Source organism: Neobacillus sp. BP17, assembly GCF_059579525.1.
In genome coordinates this window covers 2,640,454-2,655,438 of record NZ_CM184198.1, presented here as the reverse complement: position 1 = coordinate 2,655,438, position 14,985 = coordinate 2,640,454, and the positions used below count along the sequence as shown (strand labels likewise).

18 protein-coding genes are annotated in these 14,985 nt (G+C 35.5%); 3 read left to right on the top strand and 15 right to left on the bottom strand.

Annotated features, from left to right (window positions below; genetic code table 11):
• Positions 1-104 precede the first annotated feature (104 nt).
• The 3 genes from AC4QJR_RS12855 to AC4QJR_RS12845 all read right to left on the bottom strand — a co-directional run bounded on the left by AC4QJR_RS12855 (position 105) and on the right by AC4QJR_RS12845 (position 3,035).
• Complete coding sequence (locus AC4QJR_RS12855; RefSeq protein ID WP_496526436.1) at positions 105-1,379, bottom strand: IS110 family RNA-guided transposase; 1,275 nt, start codon at positions 1,377-1,379, stop codon at positions 105-107.
• A 281-nt stretch (positions 1,380-1,660) separates the two neighbouring features.
• On the bottom strand, positions 1,661-2,638 hold the full coding sequence (locus AC4QJR_RS12850; RefSeq protein ID WP_496526435.1) for an NAD(P)H-dependent flavin oxidoreductase: 978 nt from the start codon (positions 2,636-2,638) through the stop codon (positions 1,661-1,663).
• Between the two features lie 187 nt (positions 2,639-2,825).
• Positions 2,826-3,035: a hypothetical protein gene (locus AC4QJR_RS12845; RefSeq protein ID WP_251463473.1), complete on the bottom strand. Its 210-nt coding sequence runs from the start codon at positions 3,033-3,035 to the stop codon at positions 2,826-2,828.
• 674 nt (positions 3,036-3,709) lie between these two features.
• Here AC4QJR_RS12845 and AC4QJR_RS12840 point away from each other — a divergent pair.
• Positions 3,710-4,474, top strand: coding sequence for a M23 family metallopeptidase (locus tag AC4QJR_RS12840; protein ID WP_496526434.1), 765 nt, complete (start codon positions 3,710-3,712; stop codon positions 4,472-4,474).
• Positions 4,475-4,648: 174 nt separating this feature from the next.
• On the opposite strand, the gene AC4QJR_RS12835 is transcribed toward AC4QJR_RS12840, so the two are convergent.
• The 8 genes from AC4QJR_RS12835 to AC4QJR_RS12800 all read right to left on the bottom strand — a co-directional run bounded on the left by AC4QJR_RS12835 (position 4,649) and on the right by AC4QJR_RS12800 (position 10,271).
• Positions 4,649-4,936 (bottom strand): hypothetical protein, encoded by a 288-nt coding sequence (locus AC4QJR_RS12835; RefSeq protein ID WP_496526433.1) that lies wholly within the window; start codon positions 4,934-4,936, stop codon positions 4,649-4,651.
• 118 nt (positions 4,937-5,054) lie between these two features.
• Positions 5,055-5,606: a CBO0543 family protein gene (locus AC4QJR_RS12830; protein ID WP_088090780.1), complete on the bottom strand. Its 552-nt coding sequence runs from the start codon at positions 5,604-5,606 to the stop codon at positions 5,055-5,057.
• Between the two features lie 481 nt (positions 5,607-6,087).
• On the bottom strand, positions 6,088-6,663 hold the full coding sequence (locus AC4QJR_RS12825; protein ID WP_496526432.1) for a hypothetical protein: 576 nt from the start codon (positions 6,661-6,663) through the stop codon (positions 6,088-6,090).
• Positions 6,664-6,987: 324 nt separating this feature from the next.
• Positions 6,988-7,452 carry a hypothetical protein gene (locus tag AC4QJR_RS12820; protein ID WP_496526431.1) on the bottom strand — a complete coding sequence of 155 codons (465 nt, stop codon included), beginning with the start codon at positions 7,450-7,452 and terminating at the stop codon, positions 6,988-6,990.
• A gap of 124 nt (positions 7,453-7,576) precedes the next feature.
• Positions 7,577-8,041: a hypothetical protein gene (locus AC4QJR_RS12815; protein ID WP_496526430.1), complete on the bottom strand. Its 465-nt coding sequence runs from the start codon at positions 8,039-8,041 to the stop codon at positions 7,577-7,579.
• Between the two features lie 512 nt (positions 8,042-8,553).
• Positions 8,554-9,159: a hypothetical protein gene (locus AC4QJR_RS12810; protein ID WP_496526429.1), complete on the bottom strand. Its 606-nt coding sequence runs from the start codon at positions 9,157-9,159 to the stop codon at positions 8,554-8,556.
• A gap of 331 nt (positions 9,160-9,490) precedes the next feature.
• The gene (locus AC4QJR_RS12805; protein ID WP_496526674.1) at positions 9,491-9,769 is read right to left on the bottom strand and encodes an ion channel; all 279 of its coding nucleotides are present in this window, start codon (positions 9,767-9,769) and stop codon (positions 9,491-9,493) included.
• Positions 9,770-9,782: 13 nt separating this feature from the next.
• The gene (locus tag AC4QJR_RS12800) at positions 9,783-10,271 is read right to left on the bottom strand and encodes a GNAT family N-acetyltransferase (RefSeq protein ID WP_496526428.1); all 489 of its coding nucleotides are present in this window, start codon (positions 10,269-10,271) and stop codon (positions 9,783-9,785) included.
• A 237-nt stretch (positions 10,272-10,508) separates the two neighbouring features.
• Here AC4QJR_RS12800 and AC4QJR_RS12795 point away from each other — a divergent pair, with 237 nt between their 5' ends.
• Positions 10,509-11,051, top strand: a complete 543-nt coding sequence (locus tag AC4QJR_RS12795; protein WP_496526427.1) for a hypothetical protein — start codon at positions 10,509-10,511, stop codon at positions 11,049-11,051.
• A 41-nt stretch (positions 11,052-11,092) separates the two neighbouring features.
• Here AC4QJR_RS12795 and AC4QJR_RS12790 read toward each other — a convergent pair whose 3' ends face one another.
• Both AC4QJR_RS12790 and AC4QJR_RS12785 read right to left on the bottom strand, forming a co-directional pair.
• Positions 11,093-11,791 carry a YjjG family noncanonical pyrimidine nucleotidase gene (locus tag AC4QJR_RS12790; protein ID WP_496526426.1) on the bottom strand — a complete coding sequence of 233 codons (699 nt, stop codon included), beginning with the start codon at positions 11,789-11,791 and terminating at the stop codon, positions 11,093-11,095.
• Positions 11,792-11,829: 38 nt separating this feature from the next.
• Complete coding sequence (locus AC4QJR_RS12785; protein ID WP_496526425.1) at positions 11,830-12,414, bottom strand: hypothetical protein; 585 nt, start codon at positions 12,412-12,414, stop codon at positions 11,830-11,832.
• 210 nt (positions 12,415-12,624) lie between these two features.
• Here AC4QJR_RS12785 and AC4QJR_RS12780 point away from each other — a divergent pair, with 210 nt between their 5' ends.
• Complete coding sequence (locus tag AC4QJR_RS12780) at positions 12,625-13,227, top strand: hypothetical protein (RefSeq protein ID WP_496526424.1); 603 nt, start codon at positions 12,625-12,627, stop codon at positions 13,225-13,227.
• A gap of 101 nt (positions 13,228-13,328) precedes the next feature.
• Here AC4QJR_RS12780 and AC4QJR_RS12775 read toward each other — a convergent pair whose 3' ends face one another.
• Both AC4QJR_RS12775 and AC4QJR_RS12770 read right to left on the bottom strand, forming a co-directional pair.
• Positions 13,329-13,682 (bottom strand): rhodanese-like domain-containing protein, encoded by a 354-nt coding sequence (locus tag AC4QJR_RS12775; RefSeq protein ID WP_496526423.1) that lies wholly within the window; start codon positions 13,680-13,682, stop codon positions 13,329-13,331.
• A gap of 400 nt (positions 13,683-14,082) precedes the next feature.
• Positions 14,083-14,982: a TIGR03943 family putative permease subunit gene (locus AC4QJR_RS12770; RefSeq protein ID WP_496526422.1), complete on the bottom strand. Its 900-nt coding sequence runs from the start codon at positions 14,980-14,982 to the stop codon at positions 14,083-14,085.
• Positions 14,983-14,985: the final 3 nt, after the last annotated feature.

Sequence of the window (14,985 nt, the reverse complement as noted above, 5' to 3'; positions counted from 1 at the left end):
TAAACCTGGTACTCGGTACATATTTGAAATCCTACGAATAAGACAACATTCAAAATTAAAGTCAATTTTATTAATAATTTATTTTATTAATTAATGTCTAATTTCTAAGCAGCTAAAGGGATTAATTCTTGAATTTTATTAGGACAGTAAGACTCGTTTCGTCGTGCTATGCCTACAAAAATCCTTGCTAGTTTACCAATCAGTTTCATGATTGACTTCATCTTCTTTATCTTCTTGACCTTCACATTATGGGAATGCAGGGCTTTAAATTCAGGGTTATTCATCACAAGGCTCATAGTTGCTAAGTAGAGGAAGCGTCTTAGTCTTGATCTTCCACGCTTTGAAATGACAATCTGACCTTTCCATTTACCTGAACTTGCCTCAGCTAGATGTAATCCTGCATGACGTAATAGAGAGTTTCCGTGGGAGAATTGACTTAAATCTCCAGCCTCACCTAGTATCCCTGCTAATGAAATTTCACTTATTCCTTTAATCATGAGTAGTTTTTTTGCAAATGGTATTTTATTGAGAACCTCTTTAACTTGTTTTTCAACTCTTTCGAGTTGTTTTACTGCGAGGTCATATTCTTCTAATAATTGTTCTAGGTGGAATTTATAAGCATCAAGTGCTTGTCCAGTTCCAATAGAAGATTTTGCTAGATTGATCAGTAATTGAGCTTTTTTAGGTCCTGGTTGCCTTTTCATTAATGATTTCCATCCCCTCTGGACATCTAGTGACTCCATTGAAGATATTTCATTTGGAGTTGGAAACAAACGAAGGGTTGCGATGGCTCCTTTGCACGAAACATCGTTAAACACTTGTCTCAGCTCTGGAAAGACAACATCCACCCATCGATTTATTTGATTTATAGACATTACGAGTCGTTTTACAATCACATCACGGTTGGACATTAGAACTCTAAGTTTTTCAAATGATTCTGAGGATGGGCGAATCAAAGAATAGTAGCCGTTTTTGACCATATCTGCGATAACTAGTGCATCTTTTTTATCACTCTTAGATTGGGTATTATCACGATTCTCTTTATTCCTTTTTACTAAGTGGGGATTGACGGTTACTACCTCAATGTTTTGGTTATATAACCAGGTTAATAGGTTAATCCAGTAATGACCAGTAGGCTCCATACCTACTATTGCTTCATTTAAGTTTTTCAATCTTTTTAAATCTTGTATCCAGTTTAATAGTTTAAAGAACCCCTCTTCATTATTTTCAAATGAAATAGGGTCTCCTACAACAATTCCACGAAAATTAACTGCTCTTGCAACATGTAGTTGTTGAGCAATATCTACACCTACAATTAGATGTGTATCGGTAATTCTTTCTATTAGTTGATTTTGTTTGTCTTGCATTTTAAAATTCATAGTAGGGTTCCTCCTAAGATTTGAGTTAGAGTGGTGTCTATACTCATATCTTACTGAGGGGCTCTTTTTTTTTCAAAGTTCAAATTTAACCATCTACAGGAATGCTATCCTGTTTAGTAAGTTCAATAAGAAAAAAAGACGCTGCTACAGCAACCTCTTGTTTAACTCTTGCACCCGTTAGCTTAAGTACATCATTTCACAAACTTTAATTTCATAATAAAAAATGGTTGCCGCAGCAACCATTAACGATTTAGATAATGTCCCATAAATATAGTAAAAGATTATCGATGGGCTCGTTCTCCGATAATATTACCTATACGACTCAATCCTTTTTCTGCCGTAAGAATCATTTGGTCAAATAACTCCTGAACCGTAGGAACATTGTCTATAAGACCGATGACCTGTCCAGCCCATCCGAATCCTTCTGCTTCATTTCCATCATAGATATACCTGCAATTAGCCTTTCCGCTAATTATATCTTGCAGGTCTTCATAGGTTGCTCCCTCTTTTTCACGTTCGATAATATCCAGAGTAAATTCACTTTTCAAGACACGTCCTGGTGAACCTATTGTTCTTTTTATAATTACTGTATCCGACTCTTTCGCATTAACAATTGCCTGCTTATATTTCTCGTTTGCGTGAACGCATTCTTGAGTAGCAATAAAGCGAGTACCCATTTCAATTCCTTCTGCCCCAAGTGCAAAAGCTGCCAATAAACCTCGTCCGTCGCCAATCCCACCGCTCGCTAACACTGGAATCGATACGGAATCGACTACACGAGGGATAAGTACCATTGTACCAATATCGTCTCGTCCTAAATGTCCACCGCCTTCTTGTCCAACTGCCATTATAGCATCAGCACCGAGTTGTTCTGCTTTTTGTGCCTGTCTAACACCTGCAACAAGGACAAGCGTTCTAATATTTTCTCCTTTTATACGTTCAAAAATAGGTTGGGGATTAGCTCCTGTTATAGAAATTGCAGGTACCTTCTCTTCAATAGCAACCTCAAGCAATTCCTTATATTGCCCATCGTGCCTTGCAATAGCAAAGTTTACAGCGAATGGCCTATTGGTAAGTGAGCGTAGTTTACGAATTTCCTCACGAAGTTTTTCAGTTGAGCCTAGTGTTGCAGCAGTAATCTGTCCGAGTCCTCCTGCATTCGAGACCGCAGCCGCCAGTTCAGCAAAAGCAAGGTAGGCAAGTCCCCCTTGTACTATTGGATATTTAATTCCAAAAATCTCCGTTACTCGTGTTTTCATAGTTTCTCCCACTCCTTTTCAGATGTGCTATGTATTAGTTTTAAACATTCCACACAAAAGATAATTAATCCTGCAACTACTCCTAAAAAGGAAGCACTTGTTGTGTTAACCTGCCCCGTTTGTTCAATAAGAAGTTCAATAAAAAATGCGTTAATCCTAATTGGATCAACGCACCCGTTATATACGTTTAGCGTGACGCTTTTTGCGGTTGGCACACGTCACATTTACGTTGGTTATTATTTTTAAATTTCGTAAATGTTTTTTCAAAGTTGCTACCACATTCACATTTAAACAGTAACTTTTGAGAAAAACCGTGATATTCCGTCGTTAGCAACTTACTTTCCGAATTGTTCTCAACAAATTCTTTAATTTTACCAATCGTCCATCGTTTATTCATTCTCTTACACCCCCATATTTTATCGCTAGTCGGAGGCTTTTCTTGGCATCCGTTCAAATTATGAGTAAAAGTCGTAATTATCCTAAGTTACTAATTATAACATGAGCAGGTACACAATTAAACAAATGGAAGATATATTATTAAACTGCCCCGTTACTTTAAGTGAAATATTTTACAATATGTTCTCTTTTACAAACACGAATCTTTTTAATGCTCGTTTCCTTTCGCCTCTATTTGAACGTGTGAATGAACAAAGCAGCATAAGACATACATAAAAGAGTGAACTAGGTAATCTGATTTTCATAGTTTAAGTGAAATTGGTCACATTTTTTTACCTTAACAATATCTAATCCCTTTATGTGTAGGTGCTTATCAAAAAGACGCCTTCTTACTAAAGTAAAGCGCCCCGATTGTTGTATATTCTTATTGAAATAAAGTACCCGTTAGCCATCCATGCAGCACAAAATCAATGCACGCACCACAGAGAATGAAAATGGTTAGGAAGTTTAATACTGATAATGACCTTAATCCAGTCAACCCTAACCCATTGACTTATTAAATTAACGCTCTCCTCTTTTTTTACGATTGAGCAGGGTCTTCTTAAGAATTTTCATTTTTCTTTTCTTGTAAAGATGAATGAATTTCTTTATTAATTGTAAGGGAGGATCTAACTAATGACACCTGAATATGATCATTGTAGTGATGAGGTCAAAGCAAGATTAGAGGCGATTGATTATAATTTAACACATGGTGAATCACTACCTCCTGATTGGGGTGATCTGCATGCAGAGATCAATTTGAGGAGAATGGAAAGAGAGGAACTAAAACGTGAAAAACAAAGACTTTTAGCTATGTGTGGTAGTCCAGATAACAATCCACCAGATGATAATCCACCAGGTGATAATCCATCACATAACAATCTACCAGATTTAACAATTCCTGATCGAGGAATATATGTTCCTCCCTCCTTTGTCTATCCGCGTTCCCTCTTTGACAAAGATAAAGAAATCAAGAGTTATGAGATGGTTGATCCTCTGGGTGATGGTATTGATTGTGGTGGATCCCATATAGCGTATGATTTGTATTTTGATGGCATTAATTGGGGCACACCTGTTTATGCTATGAAATCAGACTCTGTATTTGTAGCCAGGAACACTGGCTATCCTTGCAGTAAAGATGACAAAGAGAACCCTTGTCCCGCCAACGCTCCTAATGAGGTGGTTATTGATGAGAAAGATGGCTGGTTTACCAGTTACACACACGTTTATCCTAATGTAACAGTATCACAAACGGTTCCAGAAGGTTACCTAATTGGCTGGGTGAATAATACTGGTTTTACAGGAAATCCCCCTACACCTCATGTTCATGTAGCTCGATTCCAGTTGGATACGGATAATATTACAAGAATACCTACCTGTGATTGGTCTATTTCTCTTTGAAGCAGACTAGAGTTCATTATAGAGACTCTAGTCTGTTTCAGGCTCAAGCCATTTTTTAAACGTGAGTCCCATACATCCGAGATAAGTAAGGAAACATCTTAACTGTGCCTTGCCCCTTATTTAAGCAAAGCACTCGTTAGCTTAAGTACAGTTTTTCACACTCTTAAAATCAAATTAGTAATATATAATCTTTTTTTCTTTTAATTGAGGATGCGGAATTAATTTAGCTTTCGCCATTCCTTTCTTAAACCTAACATTGTTTAACCATTCTATAATTGCATTTGCATCATAATTTGGGTGGCTTTTTCCACCATTCTCTAAAGCCCAATATTTTTTATTCTTTTCCTCATCAAAAATCCACTTAAGAAAGTCTTTTTGAATACAGTTTATCTTCCGTCCCACTTTTGTTGAACAAGAAATGTATTGAATAAAATCGCCACCAAAGTCAATTTTAATAATCAAAAGACCGCACTCCCTTAAAGAAGCATATAACTGCTTATATCAGAAAATCCTCTGATCGAGGTAATTTCATTTCCACCCAGTTAAAACCTTTTGTTAGGATAGTTGAACAATACTTTTCTTAACTGGTTTGCTTCTTGCTAATAAAACTTACTTTATCGATTGTCCATTTAACAATCACACCTAAAATAATATAAAGTGGAAATGAATAAATCGATTTCCAGTTATGCAGATCATAAATTTTAAGCCATATAAATAGTGGTTCTCCAATAAAGGCAAAAACAATAGCCATTATTACCATAGCGATGATGAAAGATTTCCAATTTTGAGTATATTGGTAAATAAGCGAATAAGTTACAGGTAGGAATGCGTAGTTTACACCGTATAAAGGCGGAACTGCTGGTATTATCATATTTGGATATCCCCATAGCATATATCCAGTTCCCAAAACATCTATAAAATCAGCAATAGCTATTATCATAAGACCGAAAAGCAGAATTTCTCTTATTCGCTTTTTATCAACAAATCTACACCAAATAATGTAACTAAATACCGTTAAGGCTAGAATTAACCACCAATCAAAATTAAATAAATTGTGTCTTAGATAATAATCAAGGTTTAATGTTGAGAGTTCTTCTCGTTTTTTTACTACATCTCCCCAAGTAGGGTTCACCTTATACCACCGTTCTTTCGATAAGTATCTCCACTTATTATTACCAAATATTTTAAATTAACTATCCTGCCCATTAGTTTAAGTGAAGATCTTCACAATATTTTTTTTACCTAAACAAAATCTAATCCTTTAATGTAGGAGCATATCAAAAAGACGCCTTCTTACTAAAGAAAAGCGCCCTATAAAGGAAGATCGTTCAGCAGTATTAGAGCCTTCAAGCCCATTAAGATATTGTAGAAAGGCACCCATGAGTTTGGATATATGTACATAAAACTCTTTATTCACTAAATAAACATCATTTATATAACTGTCATTTTCATTTAATATGTCTTATGCCCTTAAACTTCTGCGTTTTCAATGACAGTCGTACTTGTCCATTCCCTATCCTCCCGATACGGTACCATGGACAAAACGCCTCAAAATATAAAACCCCCTCACACTTACTAATAATTTTTACTTTTTACTGGGATCCCATATACGTTCATTCAGCTAATTCATTTAATACTTTTTCATAGTTCCCAGCTTGCTGAGGTGTTAAAGAATGGGATAATCTCAATAAAACATTTTTTTGAACATAATCATATTCAGTGAAAGCACCTCCAAGCTCTTTAGTAATATTAGACAAATAATCGAATCTCTTTTTTGCTTCAGTATCCGTTTTAAACACCTCAAAGCTTCCCCCACTATCCACTTCAAAATCTTTAAGCATACCCTTCTTTATTTCTTCTTCCGATGTGGCATCAGGTCCGAATTCCTTTTTTTCATTTTCAACCCTTTTCGAAACAACATTTGTATCAATGAAATTCACTTTTCCAATGTATTGTCCTGGCCTTCCTAACAATTCATTCGGATCATCTTCTTCGGTATATTTCTTCGTTTCAGCGATTGGTAGTCCTTTTTCTTTAAAAAACGTGACTACTTCATCAACTTTTTGTAAATTAACTTTTTTAGTTTGTTTTTCTTTTTCGTTATTTTCATTGTTATTTTTTTGTTGAGAACAGGCAGTTAAGCCGATAGCTAAAATAATAATAAATATTGATAATATACGCTTTTTCATAATATACCTCCTTTCTCTAATTTTATCATTTTCTTTTATAGGGTGGATTAGAAAGTAAGAATATATTCGTATGCTAACTACAGGTGATAAGCTTAGAAAAGTGAAAAAGTTCCGGTACTGGTTTCAGGGACTTTTTCATCCTATTACTTTTCGGTTTGTATCATCTATGATGGTTTCGAGCCTAAATATCCATATTTGACTTCCAAGTGTTACTCAATTATCTGGCCCGACTGTTGAAAAAAGCTAATGACTATTGTTCAACTAAAGCACCCGTTATTTCATTAAGAATAAAAGAATAGCCGCATAACCCCATTTATTCACCTACTAAGCCATCACCATCTCGATCATCCATATATTTATAGAGCCATGAATCTCGCGTACTTGGCATCTTAAAACCAGTAGCTTTGGCTTCAGCGATCGTAACACTTCCGTTATGATTGGTATCCACTTTACTAACATCTCATTACTATTTTCCGTTTCGGTTGCAGGTACATTGTCTTGTTTTTTTAAAAGATTAATCGTTCTAGACTCTTCTGGATAATTATGTGATAAGGGATAACCCAATCGTCCTTCCTCAAATATATATAGCTCTACAACGTCCCCTATTTCCATAAATGAGTCCAAGAATGTAATAAATTCAATATCTTCATCTCCAAGTTCATAAACATAAGGGAGGGTAAACGGCAAACTTTCCTTATACGCTTCACCATTTAGAAATGCATAATTATTTTCACTTGTGTGATATACAAGAATAGGTTTTAATGTTGCGATAAAATAATGAGCTGTCATTGGAAGATCCCTTTCATCAATACAATATTCTTATCAAAGCAACCTTCAATTAACCTGCACCGTTAGCACAAAAAGAAACGGGATCGCCGTAGCCATCCCATTTTTAACATAAGCATCCATTAGCTTAATAAGGAAATGGGTATCGTTCTAAGGATAAAACTAAATCTTTAAGTTTGTCTATTGCTTCACCACTCCAATTCTTCCTTTCAACAGCTCGAAGTACCTTTTTTGATGTTGAAAGCAAACTTTCATTTAGTTCATTGATACTGCAAATTGCCGAGAATTCATTATTCCTTCTTTCTCCATTGGAGGAAAAAGACATTTCTATTTGATTTGTATCTATTTTCTTTCCGAAAACAACAGGTGTTCCATCCATAAAGTCAAACTTATAAGTTTTTCCTGGTTCAGATACAATTAGTCCCTTAAATGATTCTATCCACCAAGATAAAATGATTATTACGAAATCAGACCATTCTTCTTCAGGAAAGAATCGATAGTAATCAATAACGAAAGAAATATTTCCAACAATGTTAAAATTTGATTTTTCTAACGTATCCAATTCAACCGCAAAAGAAACGTTTTGTACCATTTACACAACTCCTAAAACCGATATTTATCTATTAAATTCGCTTAAATTTTAGTATTTCCCTTCTTCCACTAAACTGCTCCGTTACTTCAATAAGAAAAGCTATTCTCCATTTTGATGAAAAGCCATCCGATATTAAAGTTGACACAACAAAAAAATAGTAAGAAATATTTGTTTATACTCTTGTTCGTGTATATAGCACTCTTGTATACTTTATGTTTTTCGGATTTGGTCGTCCGCAGCGGCTTGTAGAAGTGGGCGAAGTTCGTTATTCGTTAGAATTAATTAGGATACCTTTGTGGCTGCCTAACCATTTTACAAATGGTAACCAGTGGAATAAGACAAAGTCAAAAATTCCCCCGGTTGTAAGAAAATATCAATTATGTTACATTCCCCACTATAATAAATGGTTTTCCTTTAATTGAATAACAACCATCTAGTAGAATATTGAGCACGAAAAAACGACTGCACCGTAGCAATCGCCTTATTTTAACTTAAACGTTGGAACAAACAAGTTAAATGTTGTTTGGATTGTTGGCTTTGATTTTAGAAGCAGTAAAAACAATAAAATCTGTATCGCTGGAACCACCGACTTTGAAAGATGCTTCACTTCGTGAGCTATTTGTTTTAAGTTCATATAGGACAAACCCTGAGGCAGAGACGTCAGCTAAAGGTGCCTTATCTAAGAATGAAAAACCAGTTGTTGTAGCTGGCATAAATTCTAGAAATGGGATATTATCGGTCGTGCTAAATATTTCAGTTCCATTGCGGAAGATAGAAAATCGTATCAATATAGGAAAGGTATTAGGATTTATGGATTGAATAGTTGCATGTAACAAAACGCGATCACTCGGATCATCAATATGCAAAGTGGCTGTCCCTATTGTAATAGGTGTCAATCTAATAGGTTCGAAATCACTTCCCGGTAATACACTTCCATCAAATTCTGTAAGCAATCCCTGTTCACCGTTAACTGGTGTAGATGAAATATTAATTACAGGATTGACGTTAATTGTCGGGTTAAAAGTATTCTTATTAGTATTTCCGATTGGACAACAACATGGATTCTTCTCGCAATTTGGACAATTTTTTGAATCAGATCTTTTTTTACTATTACTCAACCATAAGCATCTCCTTTCTTTTAAAATACTATATTATATAGACATGTTGTCCTTTTTGCTTGTATTCTTGTGACACAACAAGCAATAATTCACAAAAGTATTAATTAGACAGTCTGATACAGCATAATCCAACCCAATGTAACAAAAGATCCATTCTGTTACATTAAGGTTTTACTTTGTACCCAAAAAAAGCTGCATACCTTGTTCCTTTATTTATTGCTTTACTAATTCTTAACCAGCTGTTTGAAAGCCTGCTATGCAAAATATTTGGGGGACAAAAATAAAGAGATTGGATTTGGTTATTTTGTGTTAACAATCATGATTATAATGATTATTTTTTTTGTTTAGATGTCTTTTGCTTTTTTATAAGTTTTTGCAGTTCATTATTTTTTTCTTCTGATACCTCAAAGTTGACGACCGCTAAACCAACACGAATTAGAATCATTAGCATCACACCCATACCAACGACTAAATAAATCATGGTAAACCATTTACTTAACGTTGCCTCTGGAATCAGTCCTGTTTCCATACTAGTCGGCAATAGGCTAATAAAGGCAAAGTATAGAGAATCAAGCAAAGCCCATCCCTCAGTTTGATAGTAGAAAATCATTCCGGATAATAGATTATAGAGGTACACTGTTCATCAAAGTTTTTTCCATTACAACCGTGTTCACTAAAATGCCATTTGGGTTTGTCACAACTTCCTCTTTAGATATAATATAGCCCAAGGAATTATACAAACTAATATTTTTGGGTAATGACACACGGACACGACATTCCATTTTCCCAATTAAATTGTCGTAAGCATATTTTTCGAGCCACACTAACATAGCTTTTGCAATTCCTTTACCTCTTGCTGTTGGTGTAACTGATACCCGAGAAAAATATAAAGCATCCTCTTTCAGTGTAAATCTACAGGAGCCAACTGGAACTCCATTTTTCGAGCATAGTAAAGCTTTCTCGGAACTATTCTTAAAAGATTCTTGTAATGTTTCTAATGATTCATTTAATGCACTAGAAGGAACATCAAGGGTTCGATATTCTTCAAACGCTTCTAACATAAGTTTGTAAACAACAGGAATATCCGTATCTATTGCGATTTTTATTTTCATTTTCTTCTATACCCTCTTCCAAAGGAAATTTAGAAACTCTCATTTCTAATATTCGCTTATTATAATATAGTGAATATATTTCGACATCAAATTTGTTGAATTTTCTAACAAGCAGTTCTTAATGCATCACTGCACCGATCGCACAAGTAGAAAACGTAAGACGATTTGTATATCAAAGTGTACAGTGGCATTTTACACTGCATTTACAAAGGATGGCAGCAAGTGGAGGTGTCACGAATGAAGAGATGGTTAAAAGCAGTTATTTTAACATATCTGTCCCTTCTGTTTTTTGGCAGTTTCCTTGCGGTCGGCATGTTGGGGACCGGTGCACTGGAAAATTTTCTTCCATTCATTACTGATATCAAAATCTTCTTGTACTATTTTTTCGCTGGAGCCATTGGCGGTTCCCTTAGACATCTATACATGTTCTGTACTCACTATATGGAAGACGAATTACACGATTATCGAAAATGGATTATGTATATTTTTTATCCGATCTTTGCTACCGGTACCGCAGTCGTGGCTGTCACAATTATCCAAAGCGGTATACTCTTGATTCAATTTACGGATTATCAAGATACCCCTTATGCACCGATTAGCATTGCGTTCTTTGTAGGTTTTGGGTTTAATCGCTTTGTTAATAAGCTTAACACCGTATCAAAAGATATGTTTCAGACGAATAACAAAAAAATGGACACAGCCGAAAAAGCAATTGATGAAGTTGAGGAGTCCTCTGGTGAACAAATGGATAGCCTCAACAATTCTTCCCACAATAAATAAAAAAAGGCCGTCATGTGAAAAATCACATGACGGCTATTGAATTATCTTTGTTCCAAATTTAAAATTGTATAAAGTTCATTTAAATCATGAATTTCATAGGTAGGAAGAATACCAGTATTGTTTGGTTTGGCATCCGGGTTGAACCAACAAGTATCAATTCCAGCAAGCTGTCCGCCTTTAATATCAGAACTTAGAGAATCACCGATGATTAAAGCCTGTTCTGGTGAAAAATTAGGAATTCGATCAAACACATAATCAAAAAATTCTTTCATTGGTTTTTGGAAACCTGTATCTTCTGAGACAAAGATCTCCTTAAATAATGGGTGAAGACCGGAATCACGCAATCTCTTATCCTGTGTTTTTGAAACACCATTAGTAACAATATATAATTCATAATGATTCTGTAGTACTGAAACCAATTCAAACGCTCCATTGATTAATTGGTGGCCTTCCTCTAAATACCCCCGATAATTACTCTCTAATAAAACACCGTCTGCCATTTGTCCTAATTCCTGAAATAAAAGGGAAAAACGGGTATTAACCACTTCGTCTCGAGAAATTTTTCCTTCTTCAAACAATCTCCACAGTCTTTGATTTATTTTTTTATAATTTTCTTCCATTTCCTTTGTTGGCGAGATATTCTGACTTTCAAACAACAGATTCAAGGCTAGCGCTTCAGCCGCAGCAAAGTCCAATAACGTATCATCTACATCGAAAAGTAAGGTTTGATATTTTTTCAAGATCATTTCCCCTTTTTGACAATTAGTACTTTTCTATTTTAATGCAGAAAAGCGCCAGGTGCCACTTTTATTCCTTTCTTAACATCCTCAACCGTTCCTTTATATACGTTGTAGGTTTCACCATGCTCTTTTACTTCCCCTGCCTTTTTAAATCCCAAACGTTGACAGATTCGATTCCCTGCTTCTGTAATCGCGATCATACCGAATTCCTTTATTACGACTCCAGTACCTTGAATATCTTCGATCCAATCCAGCAATTCCAGTATTAATGCCCTGCTGTATTTCTTCCTATCTTCATGAAGAATATCGACTATCATAGAAGAAAAATAAATATACACATCTCTCCCTTTCTTGTACGCTAATGCGTGATGACAAATTCTTGATTCATCTATTTGGCCAAACAATAATTGATCATACATTCTTTTATCTAAGGGGATTAAACTGCAATAGCCTTTTAACTCTCCATTGTCCGCTACAATTTTATACACTCTTTTGTTTCGTTCAAGTAATTGTTCTACAAATGCACGCTCTACTTGCCAATCTTGAGGATACAGCTTTCGGTCCAATTGAATCATGCTATTTAAATCCGATAATTGACCATAACGAACATTGAGTTCCGACATCGTTAATCCTCCCTTATGAAAGACAATCACACGATAAGTCTGGTATTACATGATGGGATCCATTCTTTATGCTCAACAACATTTATCAAACATTCTTCATTCGATTGGTGCCTTAAGCATGGCTTAATAATATTCCTATTGTTAGGACAAAACAGTCTGAATATACTAAAAACAATGTAAGTCATTTTCTTTAAGTAAGGAGACATTGCCATGAACGGACAGGTAAACAGTGAGGTGGTTAAGAAAACAAGTTCTAATCGATGGGCAAGAACGGCAAAAATGTTCGGAATAGGTTATATTGCAGCTCTTTTTACAGGGGTTATTTATGGAATATTGTTAAGATTAGTTATGGGAATCATTGCTTTTTTCTTCCCTCAACTAGCGAGTGGTTTTCATTTCTCAGGAACACTGTTAATCGTAACACTCGGTATTGCTGTAACCTTAGCCAACAGTATTGTATACACCTTCCTTTTTCATCGTTCAAGAAAAAGTTGGGTGGTGAAAGGTTTATTATTTGGTTTGTTCCTATTAATTATCTATGGAATTCCTTTGTTTATGCCCAATCCTAACAGTGAATTATTCGGTCCACAAGCACCGTTAGGAATAGCCCTATTTTCGGTATCATTTTTTATTGGATCTGTCATTCTTGCATTACTGTTTGAGTACCTTTCAAAATGGGTCGACCAATCAAAGGGCAGACTGAAACTTTCGTACGTAAGCTTTGTGATTCTTTCTATCCCCGCAATAATTATGCTAGTAGCTATGTATGTCGAGATGTTCACCGAAACACTGCCGCAAATATTAAATAATTGATGGAACTCATAATCTGAAAATAGGGCCAGACCCTCAGTGCGCTAGGCGATAGCAAATTGAGGATCTGGCCCTATCCTTGTTTGCCTTCTCCTTAGTGTTTTCTACCTATCCTTGTGTTTTGTGTCTATGTATTCTTTCCAAGCGGTAATCCCGCCGTCAAGTAATGTAACATGGTATTCTTTTTTGGATAAAATTTCTGCACATTTTCTGGCGGAATTTCCAGTTGTACATGTTATAACAATCTCACTGTTTTTGGGCAAAGATTGCAGCCCTTCTTCTCCATTTTCCTCAAGATCAAAGATGATATTCTTAGGGATATTCTGATTCTTGATATTTGGATCTGTAATATGATAATCATTGTATTTTTCTTCCGCACGTACATCGAGGAGGAAGATAGGTTCATTATCTTCAAGTTTCTCATCAAGGGCTTTCGGCGAAATTACTTTAAGCGTCATGTTAACTACTCCTTTATTTATTGAATTGAAAATTGGGGTCAGAATCACTGTTTAGTAAAGCGTACAGCAATTCGGGAATGTCCCCATAACAATCCTTTTTACAAGTTTATGATACAAGATAGCATTTTTTCAAGGTTTTACTACCTTAAAAATGAAATACTCTGTTTAATCACTGTTTGTAATAGGTCCGCATCAAATTCTTTAATATTTATCCAGGCTCTGTCGTCTAATTTATAGGGATGTCCAGAATCCATGTATCTGCCGCATACATATCCATTTCCTGTATTTACATTAAATTCACAAGGGCTTAAACAAAATGGCCCCATTTCAATACCGGGGCCGCTTGTTAGAGCTGAGGCGCTTTTTTTAAACTGTCCGAAAAATGGGGCACAGTTAATTCTTATAAACTCAAAGTGTTTCTGTAAACATAAGGGTCATTCGGTTTTGAAATGGTTTTGTAGCTTGTTACTTTTAAAACAGGAATTTTAGTTTTCATTTGTGGATAATAAACTGTATCCATTGTTCCTGTTACCTGATACCATTGGTCATTCGGAATGTGGACGTTTTTCGGGAATTGAATCATCATTCCAAAGGCACCAGAGTCAGCAACACAATGAATGAGCCCAAATCGTAGTAAAAACAGCTGGTTAGGTTGTTCTCCTGGACCATTGTAAGTAAAGCCTTTCATGGTAAGAGTTTTCCCTGCAAAAGCCCCAGAAAAATTATACATTACTTCCAAACCGACTAAATAATCTTTATCCGTTAAAGTAATAGTATCCTTGGGAATATAGGACTTAGACTCTTTCCTGACTAAATCCGTAAAATCAGCTTGGTTCATAAATTTACTCATATCAGGATTTAGAACTTGATGGGTCCCGTACCGATTATTTCCGTCCTCTAATGTTGGAAATGAAAACCCCTTTGCATCCACAAGCTGTGAATCAAGAGTTGCCACTGGCAAAACCACTCCAGTAATAGCAGGAATCAGCACAAGCGTGTAAGCCAAGAACTTTTTTATCTTTTTTCCAGCAGATGGTTTCTTTTTTTTATGTCCGTGTTCATGAGGGTGTTCATGGTCATGATGACCAGAGCTACAATCACAATCATCTTGTCTTTCTTTCTTTTCTCCAGAGAACCATAATTTAATTCCTTCCCCAACTGTAAGGATGGATAAAATCACAATCATACTCTCAGATAAGAAGCTATATTTCATGTTTATATATTTTGAAATGTTTCCTGTAGCATGCAGCATAAAAAACAAGTTTGTAGTAAGTATTAAAATAAGGACTTTAAACATCATCCC

Coding starts and splice junctions, on each gene's coding strand:
- AC4QJR_RS12825 (WP_496526432.1), bottom strand. CDS start 6,663: ATGAAAAAGCGTATATTATCAATATTTATTATTATTTTAGCTATCGGC.
- AC4QJR_RS12845 (WP_251463473.1), bottom strand. CDS start 3,035: ATGAATAAACGATGGACGATTGGTAAAATTAAAGAATTTGTTGAGAAC.
- AC4QJR_RS12840 (WP_496526434.1), top strand. CDS start 3,710: ATGACACCTGAATATGATCATTGTAGTGATGAGGTCAAAGCAAGATTA.
- AC4QJR_RS12770 (WP_496526422.1), bottom strand. CDS start 14,982: ATGATGTTTAAAGTCCTTATTTTAATACTTACTACAAACTTGTTTTTT.
- AC4QJR_RS12820 (WP_496526431.1), bottom strand. CDS start 7,452: ATGACAGCTCATTATTTTATCGCAACATTAAAACCTATTCTTGTATAT.
- AC4QJR_RS12785 (WP_496526425.1), bottom strand. CDS start 12,414: ATGTCGGAACTCAATGTTCGTTATGGTCAATTATCGGATTTAAATAGC.
- AC4QJR_RS12800 (WP_496526428.1), bottom strand. CDS start 10,271: ATGAAAATAAAAATCGCAATAGATACGGATATTCCTGTTGTTTACAAA.
- AC4QJR_RS12805 (WP_496526674.1), bottom strand. CDS start 9,769: ATGATTTTCTACTATCAAACTGAGGGATGGGCTTTGCTTGATTCTCTA.
- AC4QJR_RS12775 (WP_496526423.1), bottom strand. CDS start 13,682: ATGACGCTTAAAGTAATTTCGCCGAAAGCCCTTGATGAGAAACTTGAA.
- AC4QJR_RS12850 (WP_496526435.1), bottom strand. CDS start 2,638: ATGAAAACACGAGTAACGGAGATTTTTGGAATTAAATATCCAATAGTA.
- AC4QJR_RS12815 (WP_496526430.1), bottom strand. CDS start 8,041: ATGGTACAAAACGTTTCTTTTGCGGTTGAATTGGATACGTTAGAAAAA.
- AC4QJR_RS12795 (WP_496526427.1), top strand. CDS start 10,509: ATGAAGAGATGGTTAAAAGCAGTTATTTTAACATATCTGTCCCTTCTG.
- AC4QJR_RS12780 (WP_496526424.1), top strand. CDS start 12,625: ATGAACGGACAGGTAAACAGTGAGGTGGTTAAGAAAACAAGTTCTAAT.
- AC4QJR_RS12855 (WP_496526436.1), bottom strand. CDS start 1,379: ATGAATTTTAAAATGCAAGACAAACAAAATCAACTAATAGAAAGAATT.